The sequence below is a fragment of the Streptomyces griseosporeus genome (genome assembly GCF_014656055.1).
GTDB lineage: Bacteria > Actinomycetota > Actinomycetes > Streptomycetales > Streptomycetaceae > Streptomyces > Streptomyces griseosporeus.
This window is the reverse complement of sequence record NZ_BNBR01000008.1, coordinates 376,651-392,918: the sequence shown is the minus strand read 5'-3', so window position 1 is coordinate 392,918 and position 16,268 is coordinate 376,651. Positions and strand designations below refer to the sequence as shown.

Genomic DNA, 16,268 nt, shown 5'->3' with positions numbered 1-16,268 from the left:
TATCCCATGGGGGGTAAAGCGGTTTTCCCGGTCGCGAGGCCGTCTGTGACAATGGGGTGTCACCCGTTCAGAAAGAAGGACGTGCCGATCGTGGCTCAGAGCACCGAGACCACCGACTGGGTCTCCCGTTTCGCGGATGAGGTCATCGAGGAGTCGGAGCGTCGGGCCCCGGGCAAACCGGTCGTCGTCGCGTCCGGACTCTCCCCCTCCGGCCCCATCCACCTCGGCAACCTCCGCGAGGTCATGACCCCGCACCTGGTCGCCGACGAGATCCGCCGCCGCGGCCACCAGGTCCGGCACCTGATCTCCTGGGACGACTACGACCGGTACCGCAAGGTGCCCAAGGGGATCGACGGGGTCGACGAGGAGGCCTGGGCCGAGCACATCGGCAAGCCGCTGACCTCGGTCCCGGCCCCGGCCGGCTCGCCGTACCCGAACTGGGCCGAGCACTTCAAGGCCGCGATGATCGAGTCGCTGGCCCAGCTCGGCGTGGACTTCGACGGCATCAGCCAGACCGAGCAGTACACCTCCGGCGTCTACCGCGAGCAGATCCTGCACGCGATGCGGCACCGCCACGACATCGACGCCGTCCTCGCCCAGTACCGCACCAAGCCGAAGGCCGCGCCCAAGCAGCAGGGCCAGAAGCCGGTCGACGAGGCCGAGCTGGAGGCCGCCGAGGGCTCCGGCGCGGCCAGCGAGGACGACGGGTCCTCCGGGTCCGCCGGTTACTTCCCGTACAAGCCGTACTGCGGCAACTGCGAGAAGGACTTCACCACCGTCACGTCCTACGACGACGACTCCACCGAGCTGACGTACTCCTGCACGCCGTGCGGCTTCTCCGAGACCGTCCGGCTGAACGAGTTCAACCGCGGCAAGCTGGTCTGGAAGGTCGACTGGCCGATGCGGTGGGCGTACGAGGGCGTCATCTTCGAGCCGTCCGGTGTCGACCACTCCTCGCCGGGGTCGTCGTTCCAGGTGGGTGGCCAGATCGTCGGCATCTTCGGCGGCAAGCAGCCCATCGGCCCGATGTACGCCTTCGTCGGCATCTCCGGCATGGCGAAGATGTCGTCCTCGCGCGGTGGCGTGCCCACCCCGGCCGACGCGCTGAAGATCATGGAGCCGCAGCTGCTGCGCTGGCTCTACGCCCGCCGCAGGCCCAACCAGTCCTTCAAGATCGCCTTCGACCAGGAGATCCAGCGGCTCTACGACGAGTGGGACCGCCTCGACGCCAAGGTCGCCGACGGTACGGCCCTGCCGGCCGACGTCGCCGCGCACTCCCGCGCGGTGCGTACGGCCGCCGGTGACCTGCCGACGACGCCGCGCCCGCTGCCGTACCGCACGCTGGCCTCCGTCGCCGACATCACCGCCGGGCACGAGGACCAGGCGCTGCGGATCCTGTCCGAGCTGGACCCGTCGCGCCCACTGTCCTCCCTCGACGAGGCCCGGCCGCGGTACGACAAGGCCGAGGCGTGGATCAACACGCACGTCCCGGCCGACCAGCGGACCATCGTGCGCGAGGAGCCCGACGCCGAGCTGCTGAAGTCCCTCGACGACCAGGGGCGCGAGTCGATCCGGCTGCTGCTCGACGGGCTCGCCGAGCACTGGTCGCTCGACGGGCTGACCCACCTCGTGTACGGCGTGCCCAAGGTGCAGGCCGGGTTCTCCGCCGACGCCACGCCGAAGGAGCTGCCGCCGGAGATCAAGACCGCGCAGCGGTCCTTCTTCGCCCTGCTGTACCACCTGCTCGTCGGGCGGGACACCGGGCCGCGGCTGCCGACGCTGCTGCTGGCGGTGGGGCAGGAGCGGGTGCGGCGGTTGCTCGGGGAGTGACACCGCTGGTGCGTGAATGAAAAGGGGCCCTCTTCGGAGGGCCCCTTCTTCATGTCCGGCGCGCGTCTACGCGATGTGGTCTTCCTCCAGCTGCGCGTTGTGGCGGTTCGTGAAGCGGTTGACCATGCGCTTCGCGTCCTCCGCGGGGAGGGCGATGCCGAACTCCGCCTGCACGTTGTCGATCAGCTCGCGCGGGGTGGGGTAGCTGCCGTTGATCGACTGGCGGAAGACCTGGTAGTAGTCCTCCTCCGTCGGCTCGGGGGCGGGGGTGCCGCCGCCCTCGCCCAGCTCGCGGGTGCGGCCGCCCTGGACGACGGGGATGGGGAAGCTGCCGGTCTGCTCGGGGGAGACGTCGGCCTGCTCGGGGTCCTGGGGGTACTGCTCCTCGTACCACTGCTCGTACTGCTCCTCCGGGGTGTAGGAGGGGTCGCTGTACGAGGGGTCGAAGGTGGGGTCGTAGTTGCCGTGGTACTCGACCTCGCGGGGGGTCTGGAACCAGGGGGAGGCGTCTTCCTCGGGGCCGGGGTCCGGGCGCCCGGCGTTCGGGTTGCCGGGGGCGTCAGGGGCGTTGTCCGGTCGCCCGGCGGCGGGGGTGCCGGCCAATTGGGGGCGCTGCCCGCTGAGGGGTGCCGCTTTCTGCGGGACGGGGGCCGCCCCAGCGGCACGACTGCCCGCAGCTACGGGGGGACGGTCGGCCTGTACCTGCGGGGCCGGGGGCAGCAGTGCCGGTTCTATGCCCGCCGCTGCCAAGCCCGCCGGGGCCGTTTCCGCCAGGGGGACGCCGTAGCGTGCCAGGCGCAGGGGCATCAGGGATTCCACCGGGGCCTTGCGGCGCCAGGCGCGGCCGAAGCGGGAGCGGAGGCGGGCCTGGTAGACGAGACGTTCCTGCTCCAGCTTGATGACCTGCTCGTAGGAGCGCAGCTCCCACAGCTTCATACGGCGCCAGAGGAGGAAGGTCGGCAGGGGCGAGAGCACCCAGCGCATCAGCCGGACGCCCTCCATGTGGCGGTCGGCGGTGATGTCGGCGATCCGGCCGATGGCGTGCCGGGCGGCCTCGACCGCGACGACGAACAGGACCGGGATCACGGCGTGCATGCCGACGCCCAGCGGGTCCGGCCAGGCGGCGGCGCCGTTGAAGGCGATCGTCGCCGCCGTGAGCACCCAGGCCGTCTGGCGCAGCAGGGGGAACGGGATGCGGATCCAGGTCAGCAGCAGGTCCAGCGCGAGCAGGACACAGATGCCGGCGTCGATGCCGATCGGGAAGACGTAGCTGAAGTTCCCGAAGCCCTTTTTGATGGCCAGTTCGCGGACGGCCGCGTACGACCCGGCGAAGCCGATGCCCGCGATGATGACGGCACCGGTGACGACCACGCCGATGAGAACCCGGTGCATCCGTGTCAGTTGTATGGGCGCGGCCACCCGTACTCCCCTCCCATTGCGTGCTGTTGCGCGGAACAGGGTTGCACATCCGTGCGAGGGGCGTACGAGTGGCCGGTCAGGAGGGGTCGGTCAGCTCTTCTTCGCCGAGGCCGAGGCCGAGGCGGTCGGAGACGCGGAGCCGCTGGGGGCCGCGGAGGTGCCGCCACCCTTGCCGGTGTTGGCCGCGGTCACCGACGCCACCGCCTCCTTGGCGGCCTTCTGCGCCGCCTTCGTCAGGTCGTCGGCGTTCGGCGTCTTGTCGCCGGCCAGGCCGGCGCCGTTGTAGTCGAGGGTGATGACGACGTTCTCGACGCGGGCGACGACCGTCTGCTGCTTGAAGGCGCCCTCCTTCTTCTTCAGGTCGTAGCGCACCGCGGTCGCCTCGTCGCCCGCCCCGGCGACCGGCTCCGACTTGGTGTTCTTCGCGCCCGCCACCGCCATGGCGTCCTTGACCTGCTTCTCGTAGTACTCGTGGGCCAGCTTGTCGCCCTCGCCGCGGGTGACGTCCGACTCGAAGCGCAGCAGGGAGACGTTGAGCCAGCGGAACTGCGAGCCCTTCACGCCGTTGTTGTCGAGGCTGTCCCAGGAGCAGTTGGCGCGGGTGGAGGTGTCGCTGGTGGTGCCCTCCTTGCCGGACTTGGCCTCCGGGACCAGCTCTTCCAGCGTCTTCTTCGACAGCACGCCGCACACCTTGGGCAGCGTGGCGTAGGCCGCCGGCCGCACGGTCGGGGTGGGGCTCGCCGAGGCCGACGACGACGTCTGCGCACCGCCGGACGCCTTGGCGCCGTCGCTGTCAGAGCCTGAGCCGGAGTCGCCGGAGGAGCAGCCGGTGGCGACCAGCATCGCCGGTACGGCGATCGCGCCTACGAGGGCGGCCCGCAGGCGCCCCGTCCGCTGCACGGTCTGGTCGTCACGCTGGTCTCGCTGGGCTCGTCGCTGCATGGTTCCTTCACTCATGACGCTCGTGGTTCCTGCGGTCGGATCGGGTCCGAGAGGTCACGGTACGCGGTGAGCGGGCGGCGCGGCCGGGGTTCCCGCCGACGGCGGACGGGCGCGGGGGCGGATCAGCCGGGGAGCGAATCCGCCAGCTGGGCCGCCAGTTTCCGGGCGTTGTCCTGCATTTCCTTGCTGTCCGGCTCGGCTCCGACGGTCGTCGGCTGCTCCTCGTACTCGATCGTGACGATCACGTTCGACGTGCGGAACGCCACAGTCACCTTGCGCTGCCGGGACGTCGAACCGGAGCCGGTGAGCTGGTCGTCGAGGAACGCCTCGTCGCCGAGTCCGTCGAGGAGGCGCGGCTGGAGTTCCTCCGTGGAGGACGGGGAGGGCGAGGTGGAGGAGGAGGGGGAGGCCGAGCCGGTGGTGGTCGGGGACGCCGAGCCGGAGCGGGAGGCGGACGGCGACGGGGTGGCCGAGGTGCTGCTCTCGCTGCCGGAGGGGGAGGCCGGGGCGGAGGCCGTGGGCTCCGGCAGGTCGGCCGCCGCCACCTGCGTGGCGAAGATCTGCTCGGCCTGGCTGTCGTCGCTGACGCTGCTGTCGTAGCTGACGACGCGCTCGAAGTCGACGTAGAGATGGTCGACGCCGGCGATGGAGTCCGCCTTCCAGCGGCAGCCGACCTTGCGGTCGGTGTCGTAGGTGAGGATCGCGGTGCCCTCGTAGGCCTTCTCCCGCTGCTTCTCGTCGATGATCTGCGGGAGGCCGGGCAGCAGGGCGTCCAGGGTGGCCGGGCGGACCGCGCCGCACGGCTCCGGCAGCGTGCGGTACTTCCCGGGCTGGGCCTGGGCGCTGTGCGCGTCGGGCTCGCCGGGGTTGGAGTTGTCCGTGCCGCCGCCCTTGCCCGAGCCGCCGGTGCAGCCGGCCAGCAGCGCCGCGAGGAGTGCGGCGGTGGCGGATGTGACGTACGCCTTCCGCTGCACGGTGAGGCTCCTCTCGACGGTTCCACGGTCGGGTCGTCCGGGCGACGGTGTCCCCGCCGGTTAATCGCTTGGCGTGCGGGGGCGGGCCCGGACCACAATGTCTATCGCACGCACAGCCGTGGACGCCGGTCCATTGTCCCATTCGTCGACCCTGGCGCCGGTTTTGCGATCTGAGTCTTTTGCGTCGTTTCCGGGGGAATGAGGAACCAATGTCTTTCACTGAGCTGCCCGGCGCCAAGGTGCCCATCCGGATGTGGGCCGACCCGGCGACGGTCGAGGACGCGGCGATGCAGCAGCTGCGCAACGTCGCCACCCTGCCGTGGATCAAGGGCCTGGCCGTCATGCCGGACGTCCACTACGGCAAGGGCGCGACCGTCGGCTCGGTCATCGCGATGCAGGGCGCGGTGTGCCCGGCCGCGGTGGGCGTGGACATCGGCTGCGGCATGTCGGCGGTCAGGACGTCGCTGACCGCCAACGACCTGCCCGGTGACCTGTCGCGGCTGCGGTCGCGGATCGAGCAGGCCATCCCGGTGGGCCGGGGCATGCACGACGACCCGGTCGACCCGGGCCGGCTGCACGGCTTCGGGACGTCCGGCTGGGACGACTTCTGGAGCCGGTTCGGCGGGGTGGCCGACGCGGTGAGGTTCCGCGAGGAGCGGGCCACCAAGCAGATGGGCACGCTCGGCTCGGGCAACCACTTCGTCGAGGTGTGCACCGACACGACCGGCGCGGTGTGGCTCATGCTGCACTCGGGCTCCCGCAACATCGGCAAGGAACTCGCCGAGCACCACATCGGCGTGGCCCAGAAGCTGCCGCACAACCAGGGCCTGGTCGACCGCGACCTCGCGGTCTTCGTGGCGGACACCCCGCAGATGGCGGCCTACCGCAACGACCTGTTCTGGGCGCAGGAGTACGCCAAGTACAACCGCTCGATCATGATGGCCCTCCTGAAGGACGTGATCCGCAAGGAGTTCCGGAAGGCGAAGCCGACCTTCGAGCAGGAGATCTCCTGCCACCACAACTACGTGGCGGAGGAGCGGTACGACGGCATGGACCTGCTGGTCACCCGCAAGGGCGCGATCCGGGCCGGCTCCGGCGACTACGGGATCATCCCGGGGTCGATGGGCACGGGCTCGTACATCGTGAAGGGCCTCGGCAACGACCGGTCCTTCAACTCGGCGTCGCACGGCGCCGGCCGGCGGATGAGCCGCAACGCCGCCAAGCGGCGCTTCACGACCAAGGACCTGGAGGAGCAGACCCGGGGCGTGGAGTGCCGCAAGGACTCCGGCGTCGTGGACGAGATCCCGGGCGCCTACAAGCCGATCGAGCAGGTCATCGACCAGCAGCGGGACCTGGTGGAGGTCGTGGCGAAGCTGAAGCAGGTCGTCTGCGTCAAGGGCTGAGCCGCTTCTCCAGCAGGGTCACCGCGTACGGGCTGCCCGTGCCGTCCGTCTTCGCCGGCTGTTCGCCGACCACCCGGTAGCCCGCCGCCTCGTAGTAGGCGCGCAGGCGGGGGTTGGTGGACAGGCAGTCGAGGCGGGCGTACGGGCGGCCCGTCGCCGTGATGCGGGCCTCCGCCTCGGCCAGCAGGGCGCGGCCGGTGCCCGCCGGCGCGGTGTGCGGGGTCGTCATCAGGCGGTGGATGTAGCCGGCCTCGGGCGGGCGGGGGCCCCAGGCGGCCTCGTCGGTCCACCACAGTTCCCAGGCGCCGGCGAGATGGCCGTCGGCGTACGCCAGCCAGACCTCGCCCTCGCGCATGACGCGGCGGAAGTGGGCCTCGTCCTTCTCGCCGGGCTTCCACTGGTCGATGCCGCGGGCCAGCTGCCACAGGGCGTTGCCGTCCCGGAGGCGGACCAGGGCGGGGGCGTCGGCGGGCTCCGCCGCGCGGTACGTCAAGGGGGCGGGGGCGGGCAGGGGCTCCAGGAGGTGGGTGCGCAGGGTGTCCGCGAGGCGGTCGGCGTCCATGCCGAGGGCCTGGGCGACGTACGCCCGCACACCGCCGTAGCGTGCCGTCAGGGCCGCCAGGAACAGGCGCATCACCGCCTCCGGGGCCCGGCCGAAGCCCGGCCAGCCGGGGGAGCGGCCGTCGTTGCGGTCCCGCCAGTCGGCCAGCAGGGCCGGGGTGGCCAGTTCCGTGAGGCTGAAGTCCTCGGTGATCGTCGGCTCGTCGATGCCGAGCAGGGCGAGGATCAGCGCCGCGAGTTCGCCGGTGCGGTCCTTGCCGGAGGCGCAGTGGAAGACGAGCGGGGTGTCCGACTCGGCGGCCTCGGCGACGAGTTCGAGGGCCCGGCGGATCTCCTTGGTGCCGTCCTCGGCGACCTCCATGAAGCGTTCGGCCAGGTAGGGGCCGGGGTCGATGTCGGGGCCGAGGGCCGCCTGGTCGTAGGGCCGGTGCTCGATGCTCAGGTTGTGGTAGGCGAAGGAGCCGTGCGCCGGGATCCGGCCCCGGCCGTCGATCTCCCAGGGATGGCGCAGGTCGATCACCGTGCCGACGCCGAGGGCGAGGAAGCGGTCCCAGTCGGGCGTGCCCGGCGTCAGCTTGCCGAGGGAGTCCGAGCGGTACAGGCGTCCGGGGCGGACCCTCCGGCGGCCGTCGGGGGTGCGATAGCCGCCCAGGTCACGGGAGTTGTGCAACCGGTCGAACGGTATGTGTCTGATCACCCGTACTGTCTAACCTACTTGGCGTGCCCGCACGGCTATTTGGCGTGCCGGACGGCGTAGATCATCACGAACGCGATGAAGTGGATGCCGAAGAGGAAGTAGGCCAGGAAGTACCAGACCTTGCGCTCGTCCTTGGTCTCCTGCTCCAGGCGCCGGCGCTCCCAGTCGTCGCGGTCGCTGTCCTCGTCCATCACAGGTCCCGGTGGACCTTGGTGTTGGAGGCCTGGGCGCGCGGGCGGACGACGAGCAGGTCGATGTTGACGTGGCTGGGGCGGGTCACGGCCCAGGTGATGGTCTCGGCGACGTCGTCGGCGGTGAGCGGCTCGGCGACGCCCGCGTAGACCTTCTCCGCCTTCTCCCGGTCGCCGCCGAAGCGGGTCAGCGCGAACTCGTCCGTCTTGACCATGCCGGGCGCGATCTCGATGACCCGGACCGGCTTGCCGACGATCTCCAGGCGGAGGGTCTCGGCGAGGACGTGGGCGCCGTGCTTGGCGGCGACGTAGCCGCCGCCGCCCTCGTACGTGCCGTGCCCGGCCGTCGACGACACGACGACCACCGTGCCGTCGCCGCTCGCCTCCAGCTTGGGCAGCAGGGCCTGGGTGAGGTTGAGGGTGCCGATGACGTTCGTCTCGTACATCGTGCGCCAGTCGTCGGGGGCGCCGGTGGCGACAGGGTCGGCGCCGAGCGCGCCGCCCGCGTTGTTGACCAGCACGCCGACCGTCCGGAAGGCGGTGGCGAACTCGTCGACCGCCGCCCGGTCGGTGACGTCGAGGCGGTACGCGGTGGCCGAGCCGCCGGCCTCGTTGATCTCCTTGGCCAGCGCCTCGATGCGGTCCTCGCGGCGCGCGGTGAGCACGACGCGGTAGCCGGCCGCGGCGAGCTGCCGGGCCGTGGCGGCACCGATGCCGCTGCTCGCGCCGGTCACCACGGCGATGCGGGAGGCGGCGGAGGGGGCGGCGGTGGCCATGGGCAACTCCTCGGGCGTATGTGCGGTCGGTCCGCCGACCAGGGTAGGTGACCGGGGCGGGGCGGCGGCCCGGCATTTCGCAGGGTGGTCAGCCGTGCCCGCGCGGCGCCCACAGGAGCAGGGCCATTCCGGCCAGGCAGACCAGCGCGCCCGTCACGTCCCAGCGGTCCGGCCGGTAGCCGTCCGCGACCATGCCCCAGGCCAGCGACCCGGCGACGAAGACACCGCCGTACGCGGCGAGGACGCGACCGAAGTGGGCGTCGGGCTGGAAGGTGGCGACGAAACCGTAGGCGCCGAGGGCGAGGACGCCGCCGGCCGCCCACAGCCACCCGCGGTGTTCGCGCACGCCCTGCCAGACGAGCCAGGCGCCGCCGATCTCGAACAGCGCGGCGACGAGGAACAGGGCGGCGGAGCGCAGGACCGTCATGCCCGCAGCGTCGCACAGGCGGTGTCACCTGATGGACGGCGCCTGCCACGGCCCCGGCGTGGGATATATCCGCACGAAGCGGAAAAAGCATATGAGCTGCCTATGGGCTGAGGAGTGAGCGGCGTGCGGAGGCTTGTGATGTGGGGTACGGCGCTGTCGGCGCTCGGCGGGCTGGCGGCGGCCCCGCCCGCCGGGGCGGGAACCCAGCGCCCGCCGGAGGCCGACCTGGCCTACCACGGCTGGGCGGCGATGACCGGCGGCCGGATGGAGGTGACGCTGACGCCGGGCAACCACGGGCCGTCGCCGGTGCCGGAGGCGGCCGTACGGCTGCGCTGGTCGGAGCCGCTCGCGGGCCGGCAGAGCCTGCCCCCGGGGTGCGTGCGGACGGGGGAGCGGGAGCTGGTGTGCCGGACCGGTCAGCTGGCGGCGGACGCGGTGGGCGAGCGGATCGCGGTGGCGGTACGGCTCGCGGACCGGCCGAGCGAGGTGCGGCTGCTGGTCGACACGGTGTGGGGCGGCGGCACGGTCGACCGCAACCGGGGCAACGACCGGCAGCAGGTGCTCGTGCTGGACACCGGGGACCCGTACTCCTTCTGACGCCGTCACGCCGAGGTGGTCGCTGCGTCGTACGCTTTCTGCACCACGCAAGGAAAGGTGCGGTCGATGCCGGAACGGGACCGTGAGCGGCTGCTGGCGGAGCTGGGTGGTGTCTCGCGCCGCTACATGGCCTCGTACGCGCTGTTCAACCAGGCCGTCGCGGACCATCTGGGCCTGCACCCGACCGACCTGCAGTGCCTGAACCTGCTCACGCTGGAGGCCGGTCCCGTCACGACGGGCCGGATCGCGGAGCTGACGGGGCTGACGACCGGGTCGGCGACCCGGCTGGTGGACCGGCTGGAGCGGGCCGGGTACGTGCGGCGGGAGCGGGACGCGGCCGACCGGCGCAAGGTGCTGGTGGTGGCCGTGCCGGAGAAGGTCGCCGAGTTCGGGCGGATGTGGGACCGGCTCGGCGCGCCCTGGTCGGCGCTCTTCGACGACCTGGACGACGCCGAGCTGTCCCTGATCATCGGGCACATGCGGCGCACGGTGGAGCTGAGCGGGGAGCAGGTGGCGCGGCTGCGGGCGGGGGACGTCTAGAACCTGGACCCCGCGGGGAAGGCCCCGCCGATCACACCCGCTGCCACAGCGCCGGGGTGTTCGGCGGTTCCCAGCCGGGCTGGGCCTGGTGGCTCTGCAGGCAGCGGTAGGTCGCGCCGCCGTACGTCACCGTGTCGCCCGCCTGGTAGACGGTGCCCGCCGACCAGGTGCCGCCCGGGTCGCCGGGGTCTCCGGGGTCGCCCGGGTCGCCGGGGCCGGACCCGGTGGTCTTCAGGGTGAGGCCGTAGCTCTGCAGGATCGGGTTGACCGGCTGGAAGTAGGTCGTGCCGCCGCTCGTGCAGTTGCCGGAGCCGCCCGAGGTGACGCCCTGGGCCTGGCTGCCGGAGATGAACGAGCCGCCCGAGTCGCCCGGTTCGGCGCACACCGAGGTGCGGGTGACGCCGGAGACGGTGCCCTCCTGGTACGTCACGCTGGAGTTGAGCTGCTGCACGGTGCCGCAGTGCCAGCCCGTGGTGGAGCCCGACCGGCACACCGAGGAGCCCACCGTGGCCTGCGTGGACCCGGCGACCTGCGCGCTGGAGCCGTTGACGTACGGCGTCGCCGTCCAGTTGGCGTTGGTGGCCACCCACGCCATGTCGTTGCCGGGGAAGACGGACGCCTGGAAGGTGCCCTGCGCCACCCGGTTGGAGCCGCTGGTGGTGCTGCCGGCGCGTCCGCAGTGGCCGGCCGTGGCGAAGCCCTGCTGGGTGCCCCGGGTCACCGGGAAGCCGATCGAGCAGCGGCTGCCGGTGCCGATGTAGTAGGCGTCGCCGCCCCGCAGGTCGTAGAGCGGGCGGGGGTGCTCGGTGGCCTGCACGATCCGGGTGAGGGAGGCGTCGACGCCGGCCGCGGCGAGCAGGGACCGGGCGGCGTCGGGCCGTTCCGCCTGGACCACCAGCGAGTTGGCGGTGACGTCGACGTACCAGACCGGTGTGGCGGTCGTGGCGTACCGCGCGGCGGCCCGGTCCAGGCGGGCCTTGGCCGCGTCGAGGGCGGCCAGGGTGTGGTCCACGACGACCGCGTCGGCGCCCCGTGCCCGGATCGCGGGCACGTCGGCCGGGTCGGTCGTGGCGACGGTCAGGGTGTCCGACAGCGCGCCGCTCACCCAGGCACCCGCGAAGTGCCCGCCCACGGCGGCCCGCAGCCGGCCCGCGGTGGCACCCGCCTCGGCCTCGTTGGCGAGCCGCCGGTCCGCCTGCCGCCGGTCGAGGCCGAGGTCCCGCTGGAGCGCGGCGAGGAGGCCGGGCGGCGCCGCGGCGGTGCGCAGGGTCTCGGCCGCCGTGGGCGGGGCGGGGGAGGCCCACGGGTGCGCGCTCGCGGAGCCGCTGAGCCCGGCCACGAGCAGGGCACCCGCGGCCGCGGTGGCGGCGCACACGGCCCTGAGGTGTCGTTGGAGCATGGGGAGGTCTCCTCGGATTCGGTGGGAGTGCCGAAACCGTAGGGAGGACCCGTCAAGCGCCGTAAGCCGTCAGCCGACCCCCTGCCCGGACGTTATGGAACCCGCCCCGGTGCGTGCCGGCGCCGCCGCCCCGGAATCCGCCCCCCGCCCGGCGGTGCGGGACGCCGCCCCGGAGTCCGCCACCCGGTGGCCGGCGCTGGCGGCCGCCGCGCTCGCGTGGGCCGCGCGGGTCTCCGTCAGCACCGTCGTCGCCGTGTCCGGGTGCTGGGCGGACGGGTGCCAGCCCAGCAGGTGCCGCCAGGACAGGGGTGTGCCGGTGAGCGGGCGGACGGCGAGGCCGGGCGTCGGCGGGAACGTCGCCCGGCACAGACCGACCGCCCGGCCCACCTGCACCAGGTGCACGCAGGACGCGGTGTCCGTCTCGTACATGCGCCGGGGCGTGAAGCCGGCCCGGGCGCAGGCCGCGGTGAAGCAGTCCGCGAAGCAGCCGTCGCCGGGGACGCACGCCCACTCCTCGTCCGCGAGCGCGGCCAGGTCGACCTCGCGCCCGCGGGCCAGCGGGTGTCCGTCGGCGAGCATCACGCAGACCGGGTCGACGGCGATCTCCTCCCAGACGAGGTGCGGGCACGGGGGCGGCGGCGCAGAGCCGCAGGTGCCGGTGAGCACGAAGTCAAGACGGCCCTCGGCCAGCAGCTCCGCGAGTTCCCGCTCCGACCAGGAGGCGCAGGTGGACACGGAGGTGCCGGGCGCGGCGTCGGCCAGCCGGTCCACCAGGGCACCCAGCAGCGGCCCGTGCGTGGCGCCGAGCCGCAGCCGCTCCCCGTCCCGCCGGGTCCGCGCGAACCTGGCCGCCTCCCGCTGGAGGTCACTCACCGCGGGCAGCACGATCCGGGTGCGTTCGAGGACCAGCTCACCGAGCGCGGTGGTCCGCACGCCGTGCCGCCCGCGCTCGAACAGTGCGCCGCCCAGGGCCCGTTCGATGCGTCTGAGCTGTGCGCTGAGGGCGGGCTGGGCCAGCCCGAGCGCGGTCGCCGCCCTGGTCAGGCTGCCCGCGTCGGCGATGGCCCGGATGGTCTTCAGATGCCGCAACTCCAGCTCCATGAGGGGAGCTTGCGGCGCCGGAGGGCAACGGGCAAGGGGTTGGTACAGACCAGAGCGGGAACGGATGTGCGCGACCCGGTCGTGTCCGCGAGAGGAGTGCGAGCGATGCGCAGCACCACCGTCCTGCCGGGAGTCCCCGCCCTGCCCCCCGGCCCGGGGGACGTGCCGCTGCACCGGCTGGAGGTGTCCTCGCCCGGCGCCCCGCCCTTCGCGGTGGGCTCCTTCGAGGAGGTGGGCCCGCTGTCCCGCTGGGACCGGCCGCACCGGCACACCTTCTACGAGATCGTCCACGTCCGCGCCGGCTCCGGCACCCATGTCGTCGATCTCGCCCGGTGGCCGGTCAGGCCCCCGCAGCTGGCCGTGGTCCTGCCCGGCCAGGTGCACCACTGGGAGGGCGGGCGGGGACCCGAGGGCTCGCTGGTGCTGTTCACCGACGACTTCCTGGTGGACCACCCCGGCGACCGCGAACTGCTGCGGGAGCTGGGCGCGCGGTGCGGGTTCGCGCTGGACGCCGCGCAGGACCGGTGGGTCGGCGCCCTGATCGCCGAGCTGGCCGCCGAGTTCCGGCAGCGCGCCCCGGGGCACGAGAGCGTCCTGCGGTCCCTGCTCCACGTTCTCGTCGTGCGCGCCGCCCGGCTCCCCGGTGGCCCGGCGCAGGGCCCGGAGCCGCGCGTCCAGGGCCGTACGGCCGCGGTGGCCGACGCGTTCGCCGAGCTGATCACGCGTCCGGAGGCGGCGGGCCGGACCGTGCGGGAGTGCGCCGACCGGCTGGGGGTCTCACCCGGCTACCTCACCCAGGCGGTCCGTGCGGCCACCGGCCGTCCGCCCGGCCGGCTGCTCATCGAGGCACGGGTGTACCAGGCCCAACAGCTGCTCGCGCACACCGAGTTGTCCGTACGGCAGGTCGCCGCCCGCACCGGGTTCGACGACCCCGCCTACTTCAGCCGGTTCTTCCGGCGCGAGACCGGCAGCAGTCCCGGCGCCTTCCGAAAACACCACAGCCGCCCTCACCAGTCCCTCGAAGCCCCGTCCGCACCGGCCTAGTTTCGGTGCCCACCACCCCCACGAGGAGGAGACATGGACGAGGCAGGCACGTACGGCACGGGCCCGGACGACCCCGGCACCGGCCGTGAGCCGGAATCGCCCCGGCTCGTGCGCCGCAAGACGGTGCTGCGCGCCGCGCTCGCGGCCACCGCCGCGATCCCCGTCGCCCTGGCCGCCGGACCGGCCCTCGCCCGCACCTCGGCGGCGAGCGGCAGCGCGCCGCAGCTCACGCCGTCCTGCGACGACGGCGACGACCCCACGCCGGAGCAGACCGAGGGCCCCTACTTCAAGCCCAACTCGCCGCAGCGCACCAGCCTCCTGGAGCCGGGCTTACCGGGCACCCCGCTGACCGTGACCGGCTATGTCTTCGGCCGCGCGTGCCTCCCGCTGTCCGGGGTGCTGCTGGACTTCTGGCAGGCCGACACCAACGGCGCCTACGACAACACGGGTTACCGGCTGCGCGGGCACCAGTTCACCGACTCCCGCGGCTCGTTCGCGCTCACCACGATGGTGCCGGGCCTGTATCCGGGCCGCACCCGCCACCTCCACGTGAAGCTGCAGGCCCCCGGCCGTCCGGTGCTGACCACGCAGCTGTACTTCCCGAACGAGCCGCGCAACAGCACCGACACGATCTTCGATCCGCGGCTGGTGATGACCGTGCGCGACGGGGGCGGCGGCCGGGAGGCGGCGTTCGACTTCGTCCTCGACGTCCCGCAGGACCCGGGCCCCGGCCCCACGCCCACCCCGCCGGGCGGGACCTGGACGGTGGGCGTCACCTACCGGGCGGGCGACCGGGTCACCTACGCGGGGCGCGCCTACGTCTGCCTCCAGGCGCACACCGCCCAGCCGGGCTGGGAGCCGCCGGCGGTGCCGGCCCTGTGGCGGGCGGGGTGAACCAGGGCACCGCGAGGGGCGGTCACTTCTCCGGCTGACCGCCGTTCTCCGCGTCGTAGCGCTCCCGGGCCGCGTGGACCTCGTCGAAGTGGTTCTCCGCCCAGTCCTTCACCGCGGTCAGCAGCAGGGCGAGGCTCTGGCCGAGCGGGGTGAGGGCGTAGTCCACGCGGACCGGGACGGACGGGGTGACGGACCGGGTGAGGATGCCGTCGCGTTCCAGGGAGCGCAGGGTCTGGGTGAGCATCTTCGGGCTCACCCCGGCGAGCTTGCGGCCGAGGTCGCTGTAGCGCAGGGGGCCGGGGGCGAGGGCGGAGACGACCAGGCTGACCCACTTGTCGCTGAGCCGGCCGAGGAGCTGGTTGGTCGGGCACTCCCGCAGGAAGGCGTCGTAGGCGATCCGGGCCTCTTCGCGGCGCTGGGCGGCGGTCATGGTCGCCATGGCTCTCCTCCAGGGTACGTACGCACTCTCAGGTAACTACTTCCTCCTGGATAGTAACTCTTCCTACGGTTGTTGCCACCGGAACGGAAGCGATACCGAAGCGGCCCAGCAAGAGGCCGCGTATTCAGGGGAGTTGCTATGCGTGCAGCAGTCGTGCGGGCCTTCGGCGGACCCGAGGTCGTGGAGGTCGTCGAGGCGGAGCTGCCCGAGCCCGCCGCGCGGCAGGTCCGGATCAAGGTCGCGGCGGCCGCGCTGAACCCGGTGGACGCGGGCGTGCGCTCGGGCGTCTTCGGCGGGGCCGGCAAGCAGATCGGGCTCGGCTGGGACGTGGCCGGCACGGTCGACGCGACGGGGGTCGCCACCGCCTGGAACGTGGGCGACGAGGTCGTGGCGCTCGACTACGGCATGGTCAAGCCGCTCGGCACGCACGCCGAGTACGTCGTCGTCGACACGGACGCCGTGGCCAAGGCGCCGACCTCGGTGGACGCGGTCGCGGCCGCGACCCTGCCGCTGAACGCGCTGACCGCCGTACAGGCCCTGGACCTACTGGAGCTGACGCCCGGTCAGACGCTGCTGGTGACCGGGGCGGCGGGGGCGGTCGGCGGGTTCGCGGTCCAGCTCGCCGCGCACCGCGGGATCGCGGTCACGGGGCTGGCCCGGGAGACGGACGAGCAGCTCGTACGGTCCCTGGGCGCCGCCGGGTTCACCGCAACCGGCGAGGGTTCCTACGACGCGGTGCTCGACGCGGCGGTCCTCGGGGAGGCCGCCCTGGCCCGGGTCCGCGACGGTGGCGGCTACGCCGGGGTGATCCCGCAGGCCCAGCCCGCCTCCGTGCGCGGGGTGCGCACCACGGCCGTCGAGGTGAGTGCCGACGGGGCGCGGCTGGCGGAGCTGGTCCGGCTGGTGGACGAGGGCGTGCTCACCCTCCGGGTGGCGGAGACCTTCGCCCTGGACGACGCCGCCAAGGCGCACGCCCGGCTCACGGAGGGCGGGGTGCGCGGGCGCCTGGTGCTGGTGCCGTAAGGGCGATCGGC

At 73.1% G+C, this 16,268-nt stretch carries 17 protein-coding genes; 7 read left to right on the top strand and 10 right to left on the bottom strand.

The features are described 5' to 3' along the window. Positions 1 to 81: 81 nt before the first annotated feature. Positions 82 to 1,830, top strand: coding sequence for a lysine--tRNA ligase (gene lysS, locus IE308_RS33255; protein ID WP_110629637.1), 1,749 nt, complete (start codon positions 82 to 84; stop codon positions 1,828 to 1,830). Between the two features lie 66 nt (positions 1,831 to 1,896). Here lysS and IE308_RS33250 read toward each other — a convergent pair whose 3' ends face one another. The 3 genes from IE308_RS33250 to IE308_RS33240 form a co-directional block, all read right to left on the bottom strand. Then, complete coding sequence (locus IE308_RS33250; protein ID WP_190220729.1) at positions 1,897 to 3,222, bottom strand: DUF2637 domain-containing protein; 1,326 nt, start codon at positions 3,220 to 3,222, stop codon at positions 1,897 to 1,899. Between the two features lie 117 nt (positions 3,223 to 3,339). Further along, on the bottom strand, positions 3,340 to 4,191 hold the full coding sequence (locus tag IE308_RS33245) for a DUF3558 family protein (protein WP_229909322.1): 852 nt from the start codon (positions 4,189 to 4,191) through the stop codon (positions 3,340 to 3,342). Positions 4,192 to 4,313: 122 nt separating this feature from the next. Beyond that, entirely contained in the window at positions 4,314 to 5,165 is an 852-nt protein-coding gene (locus tag IE308_RS33240) for a DUF3558 domain-containing protein (RefSeq protein ID WP_110629642.1), read from the bottom strand. Between the two features lie 209 nt (positions 5,166 to 5,374). Between IE308_RS33240 and IE308_RS33235 the strand changes: the two genes are divergently transcribed. Continuing rightward, positions 5,375 to 6,568, top strand: coding sequence for an RtcB family protein (locus IE308_RS33235; RefSeq protein ID WP_110629643.1), 1,194 nt, complete (start codon positions 5,375 to 5,377; stop codon positions 6,566 to 6,568). Here the strand turns inward: IE308_RS33235 and IE308_RS33230 are convergent. The 4 genes from IE308_RS33230 to IE308_RS33215 all read right to left on the bottom strand — a co-directional run bounded on the left by IE308_RS33230 (position 6,558) and on the right by IE308_RS33215 (position 9,220). Next, positions 6,558 to 7,826, bottom strand: a complete 1,269-nt coding sequence (locus tag IE308_RS33230) for a GNAT family N-acetyltransferase (RefSeq protein WP_190220727.1) — start codon at positions 7,824 to 7,826, stop codon at positions 6,558 to 6,560. The genes IE308_RS33235 and IE308_RS33230 overlap by 11 nt on opposite strands. Positions 7,827 to 7,861: 35 nt before the next feature. After that, positions 7,862 to 8,017, bottom strand: a complete 156-nt coding sequence (locus IE308_RS33225) for a hypothetical protein (RefSeq protein ID WP_162655401.1) — start codon at positions 8,015 to 8,017, stop codon at positions 7,862 to 7,864. Further along, positions 8,017 to 8,793 (bottom strand): SDR family NAD(P)-dependent oxidoreductase, encoded by a 777-nt coding sequence (locus tag IE308_RS33220; protein WP_190220726.1) that lies wholly within the window; start codon positions 8,791 to 8,793, stop codon positions 8,017 to 8,019. The genes IE308_RS33225 and IE308_RS33220 overlap by 1 nt, the downstream gene beginning before the upstream one ends. An 88-nt stretch (positions 8,794 to 8,881) precedes the next feature. Then, positions 8,882 to 9,220 carry a YnfA family protein gene (locus tag IE308_RS33215; RefSeq protein ID WP_110629646.1) on the bottom strand — a complete coding sequence of 113 codons (339 nt, stop codon included), beginning with the start codon at positions 9,218 to 9,220 and terminating at the stop codon, positions 8,882 to 8,884. Between the two features lie 138 nt (positions 9,221 to 9,358). Here IE308_RS33215 and IE308_RS33210 point away from each other — a divergent pair, with 138 nt between their 5' ends. Together IE308_RS33210 and IE308_RS33205 are read left to right on the top strand one after the other, a co-directional pair. Further along, on the top strand, positions 9,359 to 9,817 hold the full coding sequence (locus IE308_RS33210) for a hypothetical protein (RefSeq protein ID WP_190220760.1): 459 nt from the start codon (positions 9,359 to 9,361) through the stop codon (positions 9,815 to 9,817). 66 nt (positions 9,818 to 9,883) lie between these two features. After that, a complete protein-coding gene (locus tag IE308_RS33205) occupies positions 9,884 to 10,357 on the top strand; it encodes a MarR family winged helix-turn-helix transcriptional regulator (protein ID WP_110629647.1) in 474 nt (157 codons plus the stop codon). Between the two features lie 31 nt (positions 10,358 to 10,388). Here the strand turns inward: IE308_RS33205 and IE308_RS33200 are convergent, their stop codons facing one another. Together IE308_RS33200 and IE308_RS33195 are read right to left on the bottom strand one after the other, a co-directional pair. Continuing rightward, entirely contained in the window at positions 10,389 to 11,756 is a 1,368-nt protein-coding gene (locus IE308_RS33200; protein ID WP_190220725.1) for a carbohydrate-binding protein, read from the bottom strand. Positions 11,757 to 11,825: 69 nt separating this feature from the next. Then, positions 11,826 to 12,857, bottom strand: a complete 1,032-nt coding sequence (locus tag IE308_RS33195) for a LysR family transcriptional regulator (RefSeq protein ID WP_190220724.1) — start codon at positions 12,855 to 12,857, stop codon at positions 11,826 to 11,828. Between the two features lie 105 nt (positions 12,858 to 12,962). Here IE308_RS33195 and IE308_RS33190 point away from each other — a divergent pair, with 105 nt between their 5' ends. Both IE308_RS33190 and IE308_RS33185 read left to right on the top strand, forming a co-directional pair. Then, on the top strand, positions 12,963 to 13,901 hold the full coding sequence (locus tag IE308_RS33190; RefSeq protein ID WP_190220723.1) for a helix-turn-helix domain-containing protein: 939 nt from the start codon (positions 12,963 to 12,965) through the stop codon (positions 13,899 to 13,901). 33 nt (positions 13,902 to 13,934) lie between these two features. Then, positions 13,935 to 14,795, top strand: a complete 861-nt coding sequence (locus IE308_RS33185) for a dioxygenase family protein (RefSeq protein WP_190220722.1) — start codon at positions 13,935 to 13,937, stop codon at positions 14,793 to 14,795. A gap of 22 nt (positions 14,796 to 14,817) precedes the next feature. Here IE308_RS33185 and IE308_RS33180 read toward each other — a convergent pair whose 3' ends face one another. After that, a complete protein-coding gene (locus tag IE308_RS33180; protein WP_110629652.1) occupies positions 14,818 to 15,234 on the bottom strand; it encodes a winged helix-turn-helix transcriptional regulator in 417 nt (138 codons plus the stop codon). Positions 15,235 to 15,372: 138 nt separating this feature from the next. On the opposite strand from IE308_RS33180, the gene IE308_RS33175 reads away from it, so the two are divergent. Then, positions 15,373 to 16,257: an NADP-dependent oxidoreductase gene (locus IE308_RS33175; RefSeq protein WP_190220721.1), complete on the top strand. Its 885-nt coding sequence runs from the start codon at positions 15,373 to 15,375 to the stop codon at positions 16,255 to 16,257. The last annotated feature ends 11 nt before the right edge of the window (positions 16,258 to 16,268 follow it).